The sequence below is a fragment of the Maricaulis sp. ABE4_448 genome (assembly GCF_056160825.1).
This window is the reverse complement of sequence record NZ_JBSWXX010000001.1, coordinates 987017-1003528: the sequence shown is the minus strand read 5'-3', so window position 1 is coordinate 1003528 and position 16512 is coordinate 987017. Positions and strand designations below refer to the sequence as shown.

General features: G+C 66.7%; 16 protein-coding genes and 1 tRNA gene. 9 read left to right on the top strand and 8 right to left on the bottom strand.

Annotated elements, in window-relative coordinates; all coding sequences use genetic code 11:
- Together ACXAJV_RS04785 and ACXAJV_RS04780 are read right to left on the bottom strand one after the other, a co-directional pair.
- The gene (locus tag ACXAJV_RS04785; RefSeq protein WP_475082521.1) at positions 1 to 627 is read right to left on the bottom strand and encodes a CoA pyrophosphatase; all 627 of its coding nucleotides are present in this window, start codon (positions 625 to 627) and stop codon (positions 1 to 3) included.
- Positions 627 to 1190, bottom strand: a complete 564-nt coding sequence (locus ACXAJV_RS04780; protein WP_475082519.1) for a DUF1285 domain-containing protein — start codon at positions 1188 to 1190, stop codon at positions 627 to 629. The genes ACXAJV_RS04785 and ACXAJV_RS04780 overlap by 1 nt, the downstream gene beginning before the upstream one ends.
- An 84-nt stretch (positions 1191 to 1274) precedes the next feature.
- On the opposite strand from ACXAJV_RS04780, the gene ACXAJV_RS04775 reads away from it, so the two are divergent.
- From ACXAJV_RS04775 to ACXAJV_RS04745, 7 genes are all read left to right on the top strand, one after another.
- Complete coding sequence (locus tag ACXAJV_RS04775) at positions 1275 to 2273, top strand: AAA family ATPase (RefSeq protein ID WP_291883081.1); 999 nt, start codon at positions 1275 to 1277, stop codon at positions 2271 to 2273.
- Between the two features lie 3 nt (positions 2274 to 2276).
- Positions 2277 to 3173, top strand: a complete 897-nt coding sequence (locus ACXAJV_RS04770; protein WP_475082517.1) for a DUF58 domain-containing protein — start codon at positions 2277 to 2279, stop codon at positions 3171 to 3173.
- A 5-nt stretch (positions 3174 to 3178) separates the two neighbouring features.
- Positions 3179 to 5899 (top strand): DUF4159 domain-containing protein, encoded by a 2721-nt coding sequence (locus ACXAJV_RS04765; protein ID WP_475082514.1) that lies wholly within the window; start codon positions 3179 to 3181, stop codon positions 5897 to 5899.
- Positions 5896 to 7956, top strand: coding sequence for a glutamine amidotransferase (locus ACXAJV_RS04760; RefSeq protein WP_475082512.1), 2061 nt, complete (start codon positions 5896 to 5898; stop codon positions 7954 to 7956). The genes ACXAJV_RS04765 and ACXAJV_RS04760 overlap by 4 nt, the downstream gene beginning before the upstream one ends.
- Positions 7957 to 8026: 70 nt before the next feature.
- Positions 8027 to 8209, top strand: a complete 183-nt coding sequence (locus ACXAJV_RS04755; protein ID WP_475082509.1) for a hypothetical protein — start codon at positions 8027 to 8029, stop codon at positions 8207 to 8209.
- Positions 8210 to 8309: 100 nt separating this feature from the next.
- Positions 8310 to 8810 (top strand): DUF3313 domain-containing protein, encoded by a 501-nt coding sequence (locus tag ACXAJV_RS04750; protein ID WP_475082507.1) that lies wholly within the window; start codon positions 8310 to 8312, stop codon positions 8808 to 8810.
- A gap of 231 nt (positions 8811 to 9041) precedes the next feature.
- Positions 9042 to 9584, top strand: coding sequence for a hypothetical protein (locus ACXAJV_RS04745; protein WP_475082504.1), 543 nt, complete (start codon positions 9042 to 9044; stop codon positions 9582 to 9584).
- Between the two features lie 21 nt (positions 9585 to 9605).
- Here ACXAJV_RS04745 and queE read toward each other — a convergent pair whose 3' ends face one another.
- On the bottom strand, positions 9606 to 10235 hold the full coding sequence (gene queE / locus ACXAJV_RS04740) for a 7-carboxy-7-deazaguanine synthase (protein ID WP_475082502.1): 630 nt from the start codon (positions 10233 to 10235) through the stop codon (positions 9606 to 9608).
- Positions 10232 to 10945 carry a 7-cyano-7-deazaguanine synthase QueC gene (gene queC, locus ACXAJV_RS04735; protein WP_475082499.1) on the bottom strand — a complete coding sequence of 238 codons (714 nt, stop codon included), beginning with the start codon at positions 10943 to 10945 and terminating at the stop codon, positions 10232 to 10234. Before queC ends, queE begins: the two co-directional genes overlap by 4 nt.
- Positions 10946 to 10980: 35 nt before the next feature.
- Here queC and cutA point away from each other — a divergent pair, with 35 nt between their 5' ends.
- Positions 10981 to 11310, top strand: a complete 330-nt coding sequence (gene cutA / locus ACXAJV_RS04730) for a divalent-cation tolerance protein CutA (RefSeq protein WP_475082497.1) — start codon at positions 10981 to 10983, stop codon at positions 11308 to 11310.
- 94 nt (positions 11311 to 11404) lie between these two features.
- Positions 11405 to 13033, top strand: coding sequence for an ATP-binding protein (locus tag ACXAJV_RS04725; RefSeq protein ID WP_475082495.1), 1629 nt, complete (start codon positions 11405 to 11407; stop codon positions 13031 to 13033).
- 113 nt (positions 13034 to 13146) lie between these two features.
- On the opposite strand, the gene ACXAJV_RS04720 is transcribed toward ACXAJV_RS04725, so the two are convergent.
- The 4 genes from ACXAJV_RS04720 to ACXAJV_RS04705 all read right to left on the bottom strand — a co-directional run bounded on the left by ACXAJV_RS04720 (position 13147) and on the right by ACXAJV_RS04705 (position 16501).
- Positions 13147 to 13401 carry a hypothetical protein gene (locus ACXAJV_RS04720; RefSeq protein ID WP_475082492.1) on the bottom strand — a complete coding sequence of 85 codons (255 nt, stop codon included), beginning with the start codon at positions 13399 to 13401 and terminating at the stop codon, positions 13147 to 13149.
- A gap of 94 nt (positions 13402 to 13495) precedes the next feature.
- On the bottom strand, positions 13496 to 13927 hold the full coding sequence (locus tag ACXAJV_RS04715; protein ID WP_475082489.1) for a carboxymuconolactone decarboxylase family protein: 432 nt from the start codon (positions 13925 to 13927) through the stop codon (positions 13496 to 13498).
- 344 nt (positions 13928 to 14271) lie between these two features.
- Positions 14272 to 14348, bottom strand: a tRNA-Met gene (locus ACXAJV_RS04710).
- A gap of 95 nt (positions 14349 to 14443) precedes the next feature.
- Positions 14444 to 16501, bottom strand: a complete 2058-nt coding sequence (locus ACXAJV_RS04705; protein ID WP_475082486.1) for a methyl-accepting chemotaxis protein — start codon at positions 16499 to 16501, stop codon at positions 14444 to 14446.
- Positions 16502 to 16512 lie beyond the last annotated feature (11 nt).

Genomic DNA, 16512 nt, shown 5'->3' with positions numbered 1-16512 from the left:
CTAACCATACAACCGGTCGTGCAGGGATTTAAGCATGCCTGCAGTCGCCCCCCAGATATAGCGGCCTTCCCAGGGCATGGCATAGAAATGCCGCCGGTGCCCCTGCCACTCGCGCGAATGACGCTGGTGATTGACCGGATCCATCAGGAAATCGAAGGGCGCCTCGAACACATCGGCGACCTCGCCCGGGTCCGGACGCAGCACATAGCCGGGCTTCAGCACGCCCACAAAGGGCGTGACGTGGAAGCCGGTGACGGTCTCATACCCGTCGAAGCGGCCGATCAGCTCGACATGCCCGGCCCCGATCCCGACCTCCTCTTCCAGCTCGCGCACCGCGGCCTGGGCCGGGGTCTCGCCGGTCGGATCGACACTGCCGCCGGGGAAGGCGACCTGGCCGGCATGCTTGGCCAGGTGCGCTGCACGTTCGGTGAGCAGCAGGCGCGGCGGTCCGTCATGCACGATCAGCGGGGCCAGCACGGCAGCATTGCGCAGCGCCGTCGTCGCCGTCTCGCGCAGCGGCACGCCGCCATTGAGATCGCCATCGCCGAATCGCGGCGGCATGGCCGGCGCATCGACCGGGTCCAGCCTTTCGCGCAACCGGGCCAGCAGCCGGTCGGCGCTCTCCATCACACCGCCCCCAGCGGATAGAATTCACCGCCACTCCATACGCCCATCACACCCTCATGCTCCACCGCCCGTTCGGCGAGCTCGTAGAAGACAGGACGTGCCATCAGCGCGTCCAGCCGGCCGCGCACCCGCACCAGCGGCGTCGGCTCGCCGGTCTCTTCATCGACTTCGACCGTGATCGGATGATCCTGTCCGGCCTCGGCGAGATCGCCGACATTGGTGGTGAAGACAAGCGACTGGTCCCGGCCCCCGCCGACCGCGTCGACCCGTGTGGCGATGAAGGGCGCGACCTCCACCTCGATGCCGATCTTCTCGACCGGGGTCACAAGGTAGTGAATGCCATCGTCATCTTTCCGCAAGATCGTGGAAAACAGTCTTACAAGACGGTCACGTGTAATGCGCGTGCCTTCGTGCCACCAAGACCCGTCACGTTTGATGACCATGTCCATCTCGCCGCAATAGTCGGGATGCCACTTGTCTACCGGCGGCAGCCCGTCACCAGCCTGGCGGGCGGCGTCGAGTAGCGACTGCATCGGATCGCGCGTCGGAGGTGTGGAGGGCATGGACAGCTTTCGTGTGCAACGCCATGCTCGTAAAGAGCAATATGGCCAATGGATCGTATCTGTATCGCAAAGGAATGTAGGACGATGACCGAGACGAATGAACCCGGTGCAGAACTGATTGCCGAGGCGGATGCCGCGACGGAACGTCTCAAGGCGGTGAAAGAGAGCATCGGCCGGGTGATCTTCGGGCTCGAGGACGAGATCGAGCTGTGCCTCGCCGCTGTCCTCGCCGGCGGTCACACCCTGCTGGTCGGCGCGCCAGGTCTCGCCAAGACGCGCCTGGTGCAGACGATCGCCACGGCCACTGGTCTGGATACCAAGCGTATCCAGTTCACGCCGGACCTTATGCCCGCCGATATCCTGGGCTCGGAAATCCTGGAAGAGAGCGATGACGGCAAGCGGCATTTCCGCTTCCTGCCGGGCCCGGTCTTCTGCCGCCTCTTGATGGCCGACGAGATCAACCGCGCCAGCCCGCGCACCCAGGCCGCCCTGCTGCAGGCGATGCAGGAAGGCCATGTTACCGTCGCCGGCGAGCGCCACGACCTGCCCAAACCCTTCCACGTTCTGGCGACCCAGAACCCGATCGAGCAGGAAGGCACCTATCCGCTGCCCGAAGCCCAGCTCGACCGCTTCCTGCTGCGCGTCGACATCCCCTATCCCAAGCGCGAGGCCGAACGCGCCGTGCTGCTGGCAACGACGGGCGCCGAACAGGCCGAAGCAATTGAAGTGCTGAACCCGGACGAGATCCTCAAACTGCAATCGCTCGTGCGCCGCCTGCCGGTCGGCGAGCGCGTGCTCGATGCGATCCTCGACCTGCTGCGTTCGGCCCGTCCGGACGAGAGCGATGTCCCCGCCGTGCGCGACGGCGTGTCCTGGGGGCCCGGCCCGCGCGCCGGCCAGGCGCTGATGCTGGCCTGCCGCGCCCGCGCGCTGCTGCGCGGCCGCCTGGCGCCGTCGACCGAAGACGTTGCCGCACTGGCCGAACCGGTGCTGAAACACCGCATGGCGCTGTCCTTCGCGGCCCGCGCCGACGGTCATACGCTGGAAGGCCTGATCAAGACGCTCGCAGACCAGGCGGCCTGATCCATGGCCCAGGGCGCAGACCGCAATACCGAGCGCCGCGTCGTCGCCCTGCGTCACGAGGGTGAGGATGCGGCTGCGCGCCTGCCGGCCCTGCTGGCCGAGGCCGATCGCATCGCTGCGACGGTTGCCCAGGGTGTGCATGGCCGACGCCGCTCGGGCATTGGCGAGACTTTCTGGCAGTATCGTCACCACCGCCCAGAAGACGGCCGCGCCGCGGTCGACTGGCGCCAGTCGGCGAAGTCCGACCAGCTCTTCGTGCGCCAGAACGAGTGGGAGGCTGCCAACACCGTCTCGCTGTGGCGCGACGGCTCGGCCTCGATGCAGTTTGCCTCCAGCCGCAACGTCCCGACCAAGGCCGACCGGGCTGCCGTCTGCCTGATCGCCGTTGCCGCCCTGCTCACCCAGGGCGGGGAGCGGGTCTCCGTGCTGGGCGAATCGGCGATAGCCCGCACCGGCGCGCTGGGTCTCGAACGTGCCTCGCGCCGCCTGGCGCTGGGCCCCGGTGCCGCCCAATCGGTCGAGGCGCCGCATATTTCCCGCTTCAGCCGCATCGTGCTGTCGAGTGACTTCCTCGATCCGTCGGAGACCTGGGCTGCCCGCCTGTCGCGCTTTGCCGCCCAGGAGGCCAATGGCGTCCTGCTGCGCGTCGTCGATCCGGCAGAGGAAGACTTCCCCTATTCCGGCCGCACCCGCTTTGAAGCGCCCGGCAGCGGCGAAACCCTGCTGTTCGGCCGCGCCGAAGAAGCCCGCAACGCTTATCGCGCCCGCTGGACCCAGCATGGCGAACAGCTGGCGGCGCTCGCCCGGCAGTTCGGCTGGACGATGATCACACACCGCACCGACCGCCCGGCGACCAGCGCCGTGCTATCCTTGTTCAAAACCCTGGCACGAGACGTCTGACGCATATGTTCGCCCTGGGCCCTTTTTCTTTCGCAGCTCCGCTGGCGCTGGCCGGTCTTCTGGCACTGCCCGCGTTGTGGTTCTTGCTGCGCGCGACCCCGCCCGCACCGCGCCGGGCCGTCTTCCCGCCGCTGCGCCTCCTTATGGGCGCACCGGACGATGCCGAGACGCCGCAGCACGCGCCTTGGTGGCTGATCCTGTTCCGCCTTCTGATCGCGGCCCTGATCATCATCGCCCTGGCCCGCCCGGTCTGGACGCCGGCCGCGGTCGAGACAGAGACACGCCCCTCCCTCCTGGTGCTGGACAATGGCTGGACGGCCGCTTCGGCCTGGGACGATATGCGCCGGGAGGCCGAACGCCTGATCGACCAGGCTGATCGCGACGGCCGTGCGATTGCCGTCACTGGCACTGCGAGCAGCGGCACCCCGCCCCTGCCCGTGCGCCTTGGCAATGCCGATGCCGCCCGCCGCCAGCTGGAAACCCTGTCACCCCAGCCCTGGCCGGCCGATCGCGACGCCGCGGCCGAACGTCTGCGCAATGCGCGCGAAGCCGGTCAGCTGGACGGCCCGCTGGCCGTGACCTGGTTGAGCGACGGCCTGAATTCCGGCGATGCGGCCCGCCTGGCCCAGACATTGTCGGGCCTGGGCCGGTTGCGGGTGATCGAACCGGACAGCGGCCGCGCCGCGCTTGGCCTTGCGCCGCCGGAAGCCGCGGCTGACGGGCTGACGGTGGAAGTCCGCCGCGCCGCGACCGACCTGCCCCGTACCGCCGGGGTCACGGCGCTGGGTTCGGACGGCCGCGCCATCGCCCGCCGCGACGTCACCTTTGAGGCCGGTTCGGGCATCGCCTCGGCAACGCTGTCCCTGCCGCTCGACCTGCGCAATCGCATCGCCAGCCTGCGTCTCGACGGCACATCGACCGCTGGGTCGGTGCATCTGCTGGGCGATAGCTGGCAACGGCCGCGCGTCGGCCTGATTGAACTGACCGCCAGCGAGGGCCAGCCCCTGCTGTCGGGTATCCACTATATCCAGAGCGCCCTGGCACCACGGGCCGAGCTGATCCGCGGCACGCTGGACGACCTTCTGGCTGCCGAGCCCTCCATCCTGGTGATGACCGATGATGCGCGCAGCGATGATCCGCGCATTGCCGACTTCATCGACAATGGCGGCGTGCTGATCCGCTTTGCCGGCCCGCGCCTGGCGGCCCGCGGCGACGCGCTGCTGCCCGTCGACCTGCGCCAGGGCGGCCGTCTGTTCGGCGGGGCACTGAATTGGGAGGAACCGCAGACGCTGGCGCCCTTCCCCGACACATCGCCCTTCGCCGGCCTGCCGGTGCACCGCAATGCGACTGTCGACCGGCAGGTTCTCGCCCAACCGGGTTCGGCGACCCCGGATCGCGTCTGGGCCCGTCTGGACGATGGCACGCCGCTGGTCACCGCCGAACGCCGCGCCCGCGGCTGGATCGTGCTGTTCCACGTCACGGCGAGCCCGGAATGGTCGGACCTGCCGCTGACCGGGCTTTTCCCGCGCATGCTGCAGCGCCTGATGGGGCTCGCCCGCAGCGGCAATACCTCTTCACCCGCCAATGGCGCCTGGGTGCTCGACCGGGCACTCGATGCCGAGGGCCAGTTGGCCACAGCACCCGCCTCGGCCCGGCCGATCCCGGCCCAGGCATTCGAGACGACGACGCCCAGCCCGGTTTCACCGCCCGGCCTCTACCGTCTTGGTTCGGCCTCGGCCGCCCTCAACGTGATCGCCCGCGACACGCGGATGGTGCCGCTGCCGCGCAATCTGCCCGGCGCTGAATTTGCCGGGCTGGACGGTCCGCGGGTCTCGCATTTCGACGCGCCGCTTCTGGCCGCCGCGCTGATCCTGCTGGCCATGGACATCCTGATCGCCCTGGCGCTGGCCGGCCGTCTGCCGCTGCGGCTGGGCGGCTCGGCTGCCGCTGTCCTCATTGCGCTGGCCATACTGCCCGGCGCCCCGACGGCGGACGCCCAGGAGAGCGATCCCGACGCGTTCGCCCTGGAAGCCGCGCTGAGCCTGCGCTTTGCCTATGTCCGCACCGGCAACGCCCAGACCGACGGCCGCAGCGAAGCGGGCCTGTCCGGGCTGAGCCGCGAGATCACCCGTCGCAGTGCCATCGAGCCGGACACACCGATGGGCATCGATATCGACAATGATCCGCTGCTCTTCTTCCCGATGATCTACTGGCCGGTCTCCAGCAATGAGCAGCCGCTGGCGCCGGAGACGGCCGAACGCGTGAGTGCCTACCTCCAGTCCGGCGGGCTGATCGTGTTCGACACCCAGGATGCCGACGTCGCGATGCTGCGCACAGGCGCGCCGCACCCCGGCCTCGTCACCCTGCTGGAAAGCATCGACATTCCGCCGCTCGCCCAGATCCCGCCGGATCATGTGCTCACCCGCACCTTCTACCTGCTGCAGGATTTCCCGGGACGGTTCTCGGGCCGCCCGGTCTGGGTGGAAGCCAATCCCGACGGCGCTTCACGCGACGGCACGTCCGGCGTGATCATCGGCGCCAATGACTGGGCTTCGGCCTGGGCCCGCAATGAGAATGGCGAGGCCGTGGTGCCCGTCGAGGGCGGCGATCGCCAGCGCGAGATGGCCTATCGTTTCGGGGTGAATATCGCGATGTATGCGCTCACCGGGAACTACAAGGCCGACCAGGTCCATGTACCGGAAATTCTCGAGAGGCTGGGCCAATGAACGCGACCGTCACTGCGCTCGACTTTGCGCCGCTCCTGCCCTGGAGCGTGATTGCGGCCCTCACCGGGCTCGCCCTTGTCGCCACACTGGCCGGCGGCGTGATGCGCCTGTCCGGCTGGATCTGGCGCACACTCGCCGTTCTGGGCATCGCCCTGGTGCTGGCCAATCCCTCGCTGGTCGAGGAAGAACGCGATCCGCTGTCCGACGTCGCCATCCTGGTGACCGATACCTCGTCCAGCATGGATATCGGCGAGCGCAACGAGGCCGCCAACGCCATGGCCGAGGCGCTGCGCCGCGAGGCCGAGAATGATCCGCTGCTCGATCTGGTCGAGGTGGAAGCCGGTGAGAGCGCCGACGGCACCATGCTGTTCGACGGCGTCAATGCGGCCCTCGCCAGCGCACCGCCGGACCGCATCGCCGGCGTCGTTCTGGTTACTGACGGCCAGGTTCACGACGCACCGGCCAGTCTGGATGCGATCAATGTCGATGCGCCGATCCATCACGTCATGCCCGGCGACCGCGAGGCCGGCGACCGTCGCCTGGTGATCGAGGAAGCCCCGCGTTACGGCATTGTCGGCCAGACCGTGCAGTTCATGATCCGCGTCGAGGACGACGCGATGCAGGGCACAGCCGCGGTGGACTTCCGTTTCGAGGGCGGAGAGCCCCAGCGCTTCACCATCCCGATCGGCCGCTCGACCCGGGTGGAAGTGCCTGTGGAGCGCCGCGGCCAGAATGTCATCGAGGCCGAGGTGGTGGCGGGACCGGAAGAACTCTCCCTGATCAACAACCGCGCCGCTGTGTCGGTAAACGGAGTGCGTGACCGGCTACGCGTGCTGCTGGTCACCGGCGAGCCGCACAATGGCGCGCGCGCCTGGCGTGACCTCCTGAAGTCCGACCCCTCGGTCGATCTCGTCCACTTCACCATCCTGCGGCCGCCAGACCGGCGCGACTCGACCCCGGTCGACGAGCTGGCCCTGATCGGCTTCCCGGTTCAGGAATTGTTCGTGGAGCGCCTGGAAGAATTCGATCTGGTGATCTTCGACCGCTATCGCCGGCGCAATATCATGCCGCCGCTCTATTTCGACTATATCGCCCGTTATGTGGACAATGGCGGCGCGCTGCTGGTGACGGCCGGCCCGCCCTTTGCCGGGGCACCAAGCCTCTACCGCACGCCGCTGGCCGCGGTCCTGCCGGTGCGTCCGACGGGCTATATCACCGATGGGGGCTTTACTCCGGAGACCACGGATACCGGTCTGCGCCATCCCGTGACGGCCGGTCTGGCCGGGGGCGGCGAGGCCCCGCAATGGGGCCGCTGGCTGCGTCATATCCACGGCACGGCGCTGGGCGGTGACACGTTGCTGGAAACGCCGGACGGCCATCCGCTTCTCGTCCTGCAACGCTCCGGTGAAGGCCGGGCCGCGATCGTGATGAGCGACCAGACCTGGCTGTGGGCGCGCGGCTTCGAGGGCGGTGGCCCTTATGCGGAAATGTTCCGCCGTGTTGCCCACTGGCTGATGCGCGAACCCGAACTGGACGAGGAACGCCTCACCGCCTACGCCACCGAGGGCGAGCTGCATGTCGACCGCGTCACGCTGGCCGACGACGCCCCGCCGCTGGAGATCACCTGGCCGGACGGCCGGGAGGATACCGTGTCGATGAGCCGGACCGAGGATGGCCGTTTTGCCGCGGTCATGCCGGCGGAAGGGTCCGGACTGGTGCGGCTGCGCTCGGGCGATCTGACGACGGTGGCCGCGCTGGGTCCGATCAATCCTGTGGAATATGCCGACCTGCGTCCCACCGGCGAGGCGCTCGATCCCTTTATCGAGGCGACCGGAGGCGGCTGGTATCCGGTCGGTGACGGCGCCGATGCGGACCTGCCGGCGCTGCGCCGGACCCGCGCCGGGGCCGATCAGGCCGGACGGAGCTGGCTGGGCCTGACCCGGAATGAGCGCTATGTGGTCGAGGCCTCGACCCGCACACCGCTTCTGCCGGGCCTCCTGGCCGTACTGCTGCTGGCAGCCTTCCTGGGCCTGGGCTGGTGGCGCGAGGGCCGCTAAAACGCCACGTCTTCATCTTGTGGAAACCATGGCGGTGCGAGGACGGAAGCGTTCAACCGGAGACCGATCCATGCGCCGCATCCGCATCCTGCTCGCCATGCTGTTCCTCAGCCCGCTCTTGTCGGGATGCCTGGTCATTGCCGCAACCGATGTCGCCGTCGGCACGGTCGGCGCTGCGGTCGGTGCCGCAGGCGCGGTGGGCGGCGCTGCAATCGACGTCGTCACGCCCGGAGACGATGACGACGAGGACTGAGCGCCTCCCCGCCTGTCCGCGGTTTCATTTTCATCGGCAATTCCTATCTGTTAGGCTGGCTGCGAGGGACTCGTTTGCCAACTTTGACAGGAGGCGCACAATGAGACGCACCATGACCGCGCTGCTGGCGATCGGAGCCTTGGCGGTTCCGGCTCTGGCACAGGATCCCGTTTCCATTTCCCCGATCGGCTTCGGACCGGAGCTGACCGGGAAGGCCGATGAATATGGCCAGCGCGAGCTGGACTATCTGGCCAATGAGATGCGCGAGGATCTCGAGCGCGAACTGTCCGGCATGCTCGGCGAGAACGGGCTTCGCCTGGACGTCACCATTCTCGACGCCACGCCCAACCGGCCGACCATGGAACAGATGACCGCCCGCGGCCTGCACCATTCGTCGATCAGCATCGGCGGGGCGAGCCTGGAAGCCCGTCTTCTCGATGCCAGCGGCACCGAGCTGGAGACGTTCAGCTATTCCTGGCGCTCGCATAACATCCGGGACGTGGTCGGCTATTCCCGCTGGACCGACGCACGCCGCGCCATGGACCGGTTCGCCGACGATATCGGCGAGAGCCTGAGCGAGCGGAGCGGTTCCGGCTCCTGATCCGGACCCTTTTCCATCCAGTTTGAGCGGGGCGCATCCGGCGGGTGCGCCCCTTTTTTTTGTTCACGCCCCTCGTTCGCGGGCGCACAACATCCTTCGCTCACGCACACATCCGGCGCTGTGTTAAACTCCGTGCCACAAGGGGGACCTGATGCGAGGAGAGACACGATGCGTGTGCTCGCTTTAGTCCTTGTAGGTGCGTTTGCAGGAAGCACAGCCGCGTCACCGGCCATGGCCCAGACAGGCATGGCCGGGCCGAACATGGTGCAGACCGGCGGCTTCCAGTCCAGTTATCGCAGCGAGGCGACCGGCTCGATCGAGATCGGCCGGATCGACGTCGCCCCGGCGCTGCGCGAGAAGGCGGAGTTTCTCGGTGAAGCCGAGCTGGGACGGTTGACCGGCTATCTGCGCGAAGTGTTGCAGAACACGCTGGTCGCGGCCGACTGGCATGGCGTCTCGGCGCATGAGACCGTGCTGAACGTGACCCTGGTCGATGTCGTGCCCAGCCGCCCGACCCTGTCTCAGATCCAGCAGATGGACATCGCGCACTATACAAGTGAGGCGTCCGGCGGGGCCGAGCTGACCGCGGAACTGGTCGACGCCAGTGGCCGTCCGATCGGGCAATATGCCTATCGCTGGTACAATCTGGAACCGACCGGGCACGATACCGGTATCTGGAGCGATACCCGCCGGGCCTTCAGCCAGTTCGCGCGCGAGCTGACAGAAAGCCTCGGCGAAGCCCCGCTGCCGCGCCGCCTGTCGGAAAGCCGCTAGTTCGCCAGCCCGGTAAGGGCGTCAGGGCGCGCCGATCCATTTATGGGTCTGCAGGCTCAAGGACCATTGCGGATGCGCCAGGCAGTATTCGAATGCTGCCTGGGCGTTCTCCATCATGTGTGCGCCATCCATCGGCTGCAGGGAAAAACGCCGGAAGTCCCAGCCTGTGAACGCTGCCGGATCGAGCCCGGGCTGCGGATAGACGAGCTTGAGCTCGTGACCTGAGCGCTGGACGACCTGCGCCGCGCCCTTCGGGCTGACCGTGATCCAGTCGATCCCGTCAGGCGCCGGCAGCGTGCCATTGGTCTCCACGGCGATCTCGAACCCGGCTGCGTGCAATGCCTCGATCAGCGGCGGATCGAGCTGCAGCAAGGGCTCCCCGCCCGTGCAAACGACCAGCGGCTTGCCGCCGCCGGGCCAGAAGCTGCGGACATGATCGGCGATATCCTGCGGTGTTGCAAAACGCCCGCCGCCCGGCCCATCCATGCCGACGAAATCCGTGTCGCAGAAATTGCAGACCGCCTTGGCCCGGTCCTGCTCCCGCCCGCTCCACAGATTGCAGCCGGCAAAGCGCAGGAAGACCGCCGGGCGCCCGGCCTGGGCGCCCTCGCCCTGCACCGTCAGGAAGGCTTCCTTCACCGAATAGCTCATGCCGTTTGCGCCTCCTGCCAGGCTTGCCAGCCCGCGGCCCGCAGCTCGCACGCCGGGCACGTGCCACATCCATGACCCCAGTCGTGCAGCGCGCCGCGCTCGCCGCGGTAGCAGGTGTGGGACTGGACGCGGATCAGTTCGACCAGGTCTGCACCGCCCAGCTGCGCTGCCAGCGCCCAGGTCTGGCCCTTGTCCAGATGCATCAACGGCGTCTCGACACGCATCGGCACGTCCAGGCCCAGCGCCAGCGCCTGCTGCGTCGCGTCGATGGTGGCGCGCCGGCAATCCGGATAGCCGGAATAGTCGGTCTCGCACATGCCGCCGACAAGGACGCTGTGCCCGCGGCGATAGGCCAGGGCCGACGCCACGGTGAGAAACACCAGATTGCGGCCCGGCACGAAGGTGGAGGGCAGGCCGTTGGCCTGCATCTCGATCTCGCGCTCGGCTGTCAGTGCGCTTTCCGCGATAGCGCCATAGCCGGCGAGGTCGATGACGAAATCCTCGCCCAGCCGGTCACCGCCGGGCAGGACTTGCATCGCCTTGCGCACATCCTGCCGCGCGCTCATCTCAACAGCGTGGCGCTGGCCATAGTCGAAACCGACCGTCTCGACCCGGTCATACCGGTCGAGCGCCCAGGCAAGGCAGGTGGCGGAATCCTGGCCGCCGGAGAAGAGGACCAGGGCCGAAGTTGCAGGCTTTGGGTTCGTCATGCGCGGCTTATATAATGAAGACAGCGAGGATGACCATGAGCCATAGCTGGACCTACACCACCTGGCCTGATCCGGACAGCGCCGAGGCGGCCGCAGAGCGGCTGATCGAAGAGAGGCTGTGCGCCTGCGCGAACGTGTTCCGTGGCATGCTGAGCGTCTATCGCTGGCAGGGCAAGGTGGAGACGGCCCAGGAGACCGTCATGGTTCTGAAAACACGGAGCGATCTGGCGCCCGCCCTGTGCGAGCGCATCATCGCGCTGCATCCCTATGACGAACCGTGCGTGCTCTCCCTGCCGGTCGACACGGCCGGAAGTGCCGCAAGTTTTCTTGACTGGATCGATCAGGAAACGCGCCCGCCTTCGTGACGGTTCGGTGAAGTTTCCATGAAACCCGCCAAGCGTTTAAGCCTTGGAAAGCAGGGCCGGACAATCTCCCCCGCAGATTTCAAGGGGAAACGGGATGAGCCGCCTCGTACGCGATGTGATGACAGATGCGCCGGTCGTATCACCGGACACTTCGGGTGAGTTCGTCTACGATCTGTTCTCCGATGACAAGGATCTGCTGGTCGTTGCTGTCGTGCAGAATGGCCAGCCTGTAGGCATGGTGTCACGGGACCGGTTTTTCCTGAAGATGGCGGACCGTCATGGCCGCGCTCTGTTTTCAAAACGGCCGATCACCTTCCTGATGAACAAGGATCCGCTGCTGGTCGAGGCCGCGACGCCGATTGCCGAGCTGAACATGCTGATCGTGCGCGACCGGCCGTCGGCGCTGATGGAAGGCTTCCTGATCACCCGCAATGGCGAATTTTGCGGGGTCGGCACGGCCCTGGACCTGTTCCGTGAAACCTCGCGGGAAAGCGCGGAGCGCAGCCACAAGCTCTCCGCCCTCGCCGAACAGCTCGGCCATGCACGCATCGAGGCGCTGGCGGCATCAAAGGCCAAGTCGGAATTCCTGGCCACGATGAGCCACGAGATCCGCACGCCGCTCAATGGTGTGCTCGGCGTCGCGCAATTGTTGATGTCGACCGAGCTGGATACCGAACAGTCCGAATTCGTGCGCGTGATCAATGATAGCGGCCAGATTCTCCTGCGCCTTCTCAACGATATTCTGGATCTGTCGAAGATCGAGGCCGGCAAGATGGACCTCGACATCCAGGTCTTCGATCCACATCTCATGGCCGCGGACGCCCTGACACTCTGGCAGGCAAGGGCTCGTGAAAACAATATCGACTTCTCGATCGAGGTTCATGCTGGCGAAGACGACCGGTTTGAGGGCGACCCGGTGCGGCTGAAACAGGTCCTGTTCAACCTGGTGAGCAATGCCATCAAGTTCACCGAGACCGGCTCGGTCGACGTGGAAATGGGTTTTCACGCCATCGGCAGGCGCCGTCATGTCATGCGGGTCGAGGTTCGCGATACGGGCTGCGGTGTACCGGAGGCGGCACAGCCAAAACTCTTCTCCGCTTTCACCCAAGCTGATGCCGAGACCACGCGGGCCCATGGTGGCACCGGACTGGGCCTCACGATCTGCAAACGTCTGGTCGAGCTGATGGGCGGCACGATCGGCTTCCGCACCACGGCCGGCCAGGGTTCGGTCTTCTGGTTTGAGGTGCCGCTCAAGCGAGACATCGCCGGCCCGGCGCCTGTCGCTGAGGCGACCGAAGCTGTCTTGGCCACGGCGCCGGCAGGCGGTGTGCGCGTCCTCGTCGCCGAGGATATTGCGGTGAACCGCGCCGTCGCCAAGGGTTTCCTGAACCTGCGCGGCTATGAGGCCGACTTCGTCGAGAACGGAGCCGCAGCGCTCGAGGCCGTTAAGACGAAACACTACGATCTCGTGCTGATGGATATGGAAATGCCGGTGATGGACGGGTTGCAGGCGACTGCCGCCATCCGCGCGCTGACCGGCACGGCCGGTCAGGTCCCGATTGTCGCCCTGACCGCAAACGCCCTGTCGAGCGCCCAGGCACGCTGCCGCGAAGCCGGCATGAATGATGTCGTCACCAAGCCGATCAACCAGGCCGAGTTCTTTGGCGCCATCGATGCCTGCCTCGGCGATCCGGCGAAGCAGCGGACCAGCGCTGCGGCCTGATCCGGGTTGAAAACAGTATCTCAGACAATGCTGACCGCGCGGCCTGGAAGCCGATCAGATGCCGCGCCGGACGGACCGTAAACGGTTGCGTCTCGTCGATCGGCGCAACCCTGCTAGAGATCCGGCTCGCTGTCCTTGAACACCTGGTGCGCGGCTTCGTCATAGCCATTGCGGCGCGAGATGATGAGGATGGCTGCCAACCCGCCGCCGACAGCGATACTGACGACCGTGCCCAGGCCGAGCGCGATCCAGCCGTGAATACCCATCGAGACCTCGGGCAGATTACCCAGTCCCCAGACGATGAAGGCGAGGCAGAGCAGGATCGCGGCGACCGCGACGGCGATGAGGGGGATGTTGGTTCTGTTCATGCGCTCTTTTACCTGTTCCCGTGACGCAGGGCCATGGCGGGCCCGGCCCGCGTGACGCTTCGCCGCACCGGGCGAACCGGGCCGTCGCGGCAGCCTAGTGCTGGGCGACCTGCATGCGGTTCCAAAGATTGATCATCGCGATCAGCGCCGTCAGCGCGGCGATCTCGCGCGCCTCGAAATGACGCGCCAGCTCGGCGCGCAAGGGCTCCAGATTGGCGGCCGGATCCACGGTCGTCAGCGCCTCGGTCCAGGCGAAGGCCGCCTTTTCGCGCGCGGTGAAGTCGGACATGTGACGCCAGGCAACAAGCCGGTCGAGACGGTCGTTCGTCTCGCCGTCCTCGCGCGCCTCGCGCGTGTGCATCTTCACACAGAAGGCGCAGCCATTGATCTGCGAGGCCCGCAGCACGACGAGGTGACGCAAGGCGGGCTCGAGACCAGCCTCGACGATCGCGGTCTGAGCCGCGATGAAGGCGTTGAAGACGTCCGGCAGGTCGCGATCGGCACGGATTTCGGTATGGGCAGTCATCTCAGTCTCCTGGGTTGGTGAAGCAAAGGCTTCAGAACCCAAGACGCACGGCTCGTGCGGCGTGTGACAGATGCGCTGCGGAATGCCGGGAAAGGCGTGGATGACGCGTGTCGCGACAGCCCGGCTTCGCCAAGGCTTCGGCGGGGCATCCTCCTTCGCTCAAGCTCCGGATGACAAGCCTCGTCGCCCCAAGTGCGCGCTGCGGGTGGCTTGAAACTCGACGGCAAAGGGAGAGTCGCGCGTGTCGCAAACATGCCCTCCTGCGCCAAGGCTCCGGAGGGCACCGCTTCGCCCCAGGTGCGCGCTGCGGGTGGCTTGCCACCCGAAGCCCGCAGGGCGAAGGGTGGTGGCGAGGGAGAGACTTGAACTCTCGACCTCACGATTATGAGTCGTGCGCTCTAACCAGCTGAGCTACCTCGCCACGAGGTCTGTCCCGTTCGGGAGAGGGACGCCATATACGCGGCCCGCCCGCGGCTGGCAAGCCGCGAACGGACCCCGATTTCAGTTGTGCCTGCTTTACGCGGCACGCACCTCGTTGAGGAATTGCTCGACCGCCGATTTCAGCGAGTCGGACTGGCGCGAGACGGCCAGCGAAGCCTCGAGCACCTCGCCCGCGCTTTCGCCGGTTTCCGAGGTCGACTGGTCGACTTCCTGGATGTTGGAGAACACGTCGCGCGTGCCGTCGGCGGCTTCCTGGGCCGAGCGGGTGATCTCGCCCGCGGCCGCCCGCTGCTCTTCCATGGCAGCGGCGATGGCGGTCGCGATTTCCGACATTTCGTGGATCGTGCCGCCGATCGAGGACATCGCCTCGACCGCCTTGGCGGTCGCGCCCTGGATGCCGGAGATGTGCTCGGAGATGTTCTGCGTGGCCGCGCCGGTCTGGCTGGCCAGCGCCTTCACTTCCGAGGCCACCACCGCGAAACCCTTGCCGGCCTCGCCCGCGCGCGCCGCCTCGATGGTGGCGTTCAGGGCCAGGAGGTTGGTCTGCTCGGCGATGTCGTTGATGAGGCTGACGATATTGTCGATCGACTTGGCGGCATCATCGAGACGCTGCACGTCCTCATTGGTGCGCTCGACCTGGTCGACGGCAGAACCGGCGATTTCGGTGGAGCGGGCGATCTGCTGCGAGATCTCGCCAATGGAAGAGACCATTTCCTCAGCCGCGGCGGCCACGGTCTGCACATTCTGCGACGCGCCTTCGGAGGCCTGGGCCACAGCGGCAGACTTGCCGGTAGTGGATGCTGCCGTCGAGCTCATGGCGCGGGCGGCGGCTTCCATGCGGTGGGCTGCTTCGCCGACCTGGCTGAGCGCATCCGAGGAAGCCTGTTCGAAGGCCTGGATCAGGCTTTCCACAGCCGCCGAGCGCTTTTCCTTCATACGGCGTTCCTGCTCGGTCTCCGCTTCCAGACGCACGCGCTCCTTGGCGTTCTGGCGGAACACGTCCACCGAGCGCGCCATGTCGCCGATCTCGTCCTTCCCGGGCGTGAAGCCCAGATTGACGTCATTATCGCCTTCAGCCAGCGCGCGCATCGTGCGGGCCATGGCTGTCAGGCGGGCAAGCAGCGTGCTGTTGACGTAGAACCAGGCAATCGCGAGCGCCACGACCAGCCCGACCGCCGCAATCGCGATCAACAGGATCCGGCCGGCCGTCACGGCACTGTTTGCGGCTTCGGTTGCACCGTCGACACGGCCATCGACCTGCTGTTTATAGCCTTCAACACTGGCCAAAAGCGTCTCTGCCGACAGGCGAGCTTCCTCGGCGACCACTTCAGCGGCGACAACAGCGGCGAGCTCCGCCTTGCGCAGTTCGAAAATCCCGGTGTCGCCCTCGCCGAAGGCGATCAGGGTGTCAGCCTGGCCGCGCATCACGTCGGACACGACCGGTCCGAGGATGGCGAGGTTCACATCGAGTTCGCCGACGGCTTCGTCCCAGCGGTCGAACACGGCGTCGACATCCGGATTCGTCGAAGCGATATCGACTTCGGTGTACTGGATCATCATCTGGTTGGCCGCGAGCAGCGAACGCAGCAGACTTTCGATGTCTGCGTCGGTGCTGGTGTCGAGGGCATTTTCTACGCTGGAAGCAAACTGGGCGCGTGCCGTACGGGCCTGCGCGGTTGCGTCATAGCGCTCGTCGCGGATTTGCAGCCGGCGATCCACCACCTCGTTCATGCTTTCAACGAGATCGGAAAGATCCGCGACGGCCGATGCGAGCGCCGCGGTTTCCGCCTCGCCGCCGATAGCCTGGAGGTTTTCCAGTTCGGCAGTCAGCTGTTCGCGGTAGTCGACGACGCGATTGTAGTTGGCCAGACGTGCATCCACCGTCGGGGACAGGGCAAAGCTGGACAGCGCCTCGGACAGGGCCTGGCTGTCCTCGCTCAGCGAATCGACGGCCTGGGTTTCCGGAATGGCGCGCTCGGCGATCTGCTGCACGGCGTAGTTCGCCGAATTGAAGCCTGTCACACCGACCACCGCTGCGATCAGCGTCATGGCCGACGTCAGGCCAAATGCAGCCAAGAGCCGGACCCGGATACTCGACGTCTTGTCGAGGAAGTTGGCGAATACAGAATTCATTGGACGGCCCC

Excerpts from the sequence above, each read along its gene's own strand:
- ACXAJV_RS04785 (WP_475082521.1), bottom strand. The coding sequence starts at position 627 with ATGGAGAGCGCCGACCGGCTGCTGGCCCGGTTGCGCGAAAGGCTGGAC.
- ACXAJV_RS04780 (WP_475082519.1), bottom strand. The coding sequence starts at position 1,190 with ATGCCCTCCACACCTCCGACGCGCGATCCGATGCAGTCGCTACTCGAC.
- ACXAJV_RS04775 (WP_291883081.1), top strand. The coding sequence starts at position 1,275 with ATGACCGAGACGAATGAACCCGGTGCAGAACTGATTGCCGAGGCGGAT.
- ACXAJV_RS04770 (WP_475082517.1), top strand. The coding sequence starts at position 2,277 with ATGGCCCAGGGCGCAGACCGCAATACCGAGCGCCGCGTCGTCGCCCTG.
- ACXAJV_RS04765 (WP_475082514.1), top strand. The coding sequence starts at position 3,179 with ATGTTCGCCCTGGGCCCTTTTTCTTTCGCAGCTCCGCTGGCGCTGGCC.
- ACXAJV_RS04760 (WP_475082512.1), top strand. The coding sequence starts at position 5,896 with ATGAACGCGACCGTCACTGCGCTCGACTTTGCGCCGCTCCTGCCCTGG.
- ACXAJV_RS04755 (WP_475082509.1), top strand. The coding sequence starts at position 8,027 with ATGCGCCGCATCCGCATCCTGCTCGCCATGCTGTTCCTCAGCCCGCTC.
- ACXAJV_RS04750 (WP_475082507.1), top strand. The coding sequence starts at position 8,310 with ATGAGACGCACCATGACCGCGCTGCTGGCGATCGGAGCCTTGGCGGTT.
- ACXAJV_RS04745 (WP_475082504.1), top strand. The coding sequence starts at position 9,042 with ATGGCCCAGACAGGCATGGCCGGGCCGAACATGGTGCAGACCGGCGGC.
- queE (WP_475082502.1), bottom strand. The coding sequence starts at position 10,235 with ATGAGCTATTCGGTGAAGGAAGCCTTCCTGACGGTGCAGGGCGAGGGC.
- queC (WP_475082499.1), bottom strand. The coding sequence starts at position 10,945 with ATGACGAACCCAAAGCCTGCAACTTCGGCCCTGGTCCTCTTCTCCGGC.
- cutA (WP_475082497.1), top strand. The coding sequence starts at position 10,981 with ATGAGCCATAGCTGGACCTACACCACCTGGCCTGATCCGGACAGCGCC.
- ACXAJV_RS04725 (WP_475082495.1), top strand. The coding sequence starts at position 11,405 with ATGAGCCGCCTCGTACGCGATGTGATGACAGATGCGCCGGTCGTATCA.
- ACXAJV_RS04720 (WP_475082492.1), bottom strand. The coding sequence starts at position 13,401 with ATGAACAGAACCAACATCCCCCTCATCGCCGTCGCGGTCGCCGCGATC.
- ACXAJV_RS04715 (WP_475082489.1), bottom strand. The coding sequence starts at position 13,927 with ATGACTGCCCATACCGAAATCCGTGCCGATCGCGACCTGCCGGACGTC.
- ACXAJV_RS04705 (WP_475082486.1), bottom strand. The coding sequence starts at position 16,501 with ATGAATTCTGTATTCGCCAACTTCCTCGACAAGACGTCGAGTATCCGG.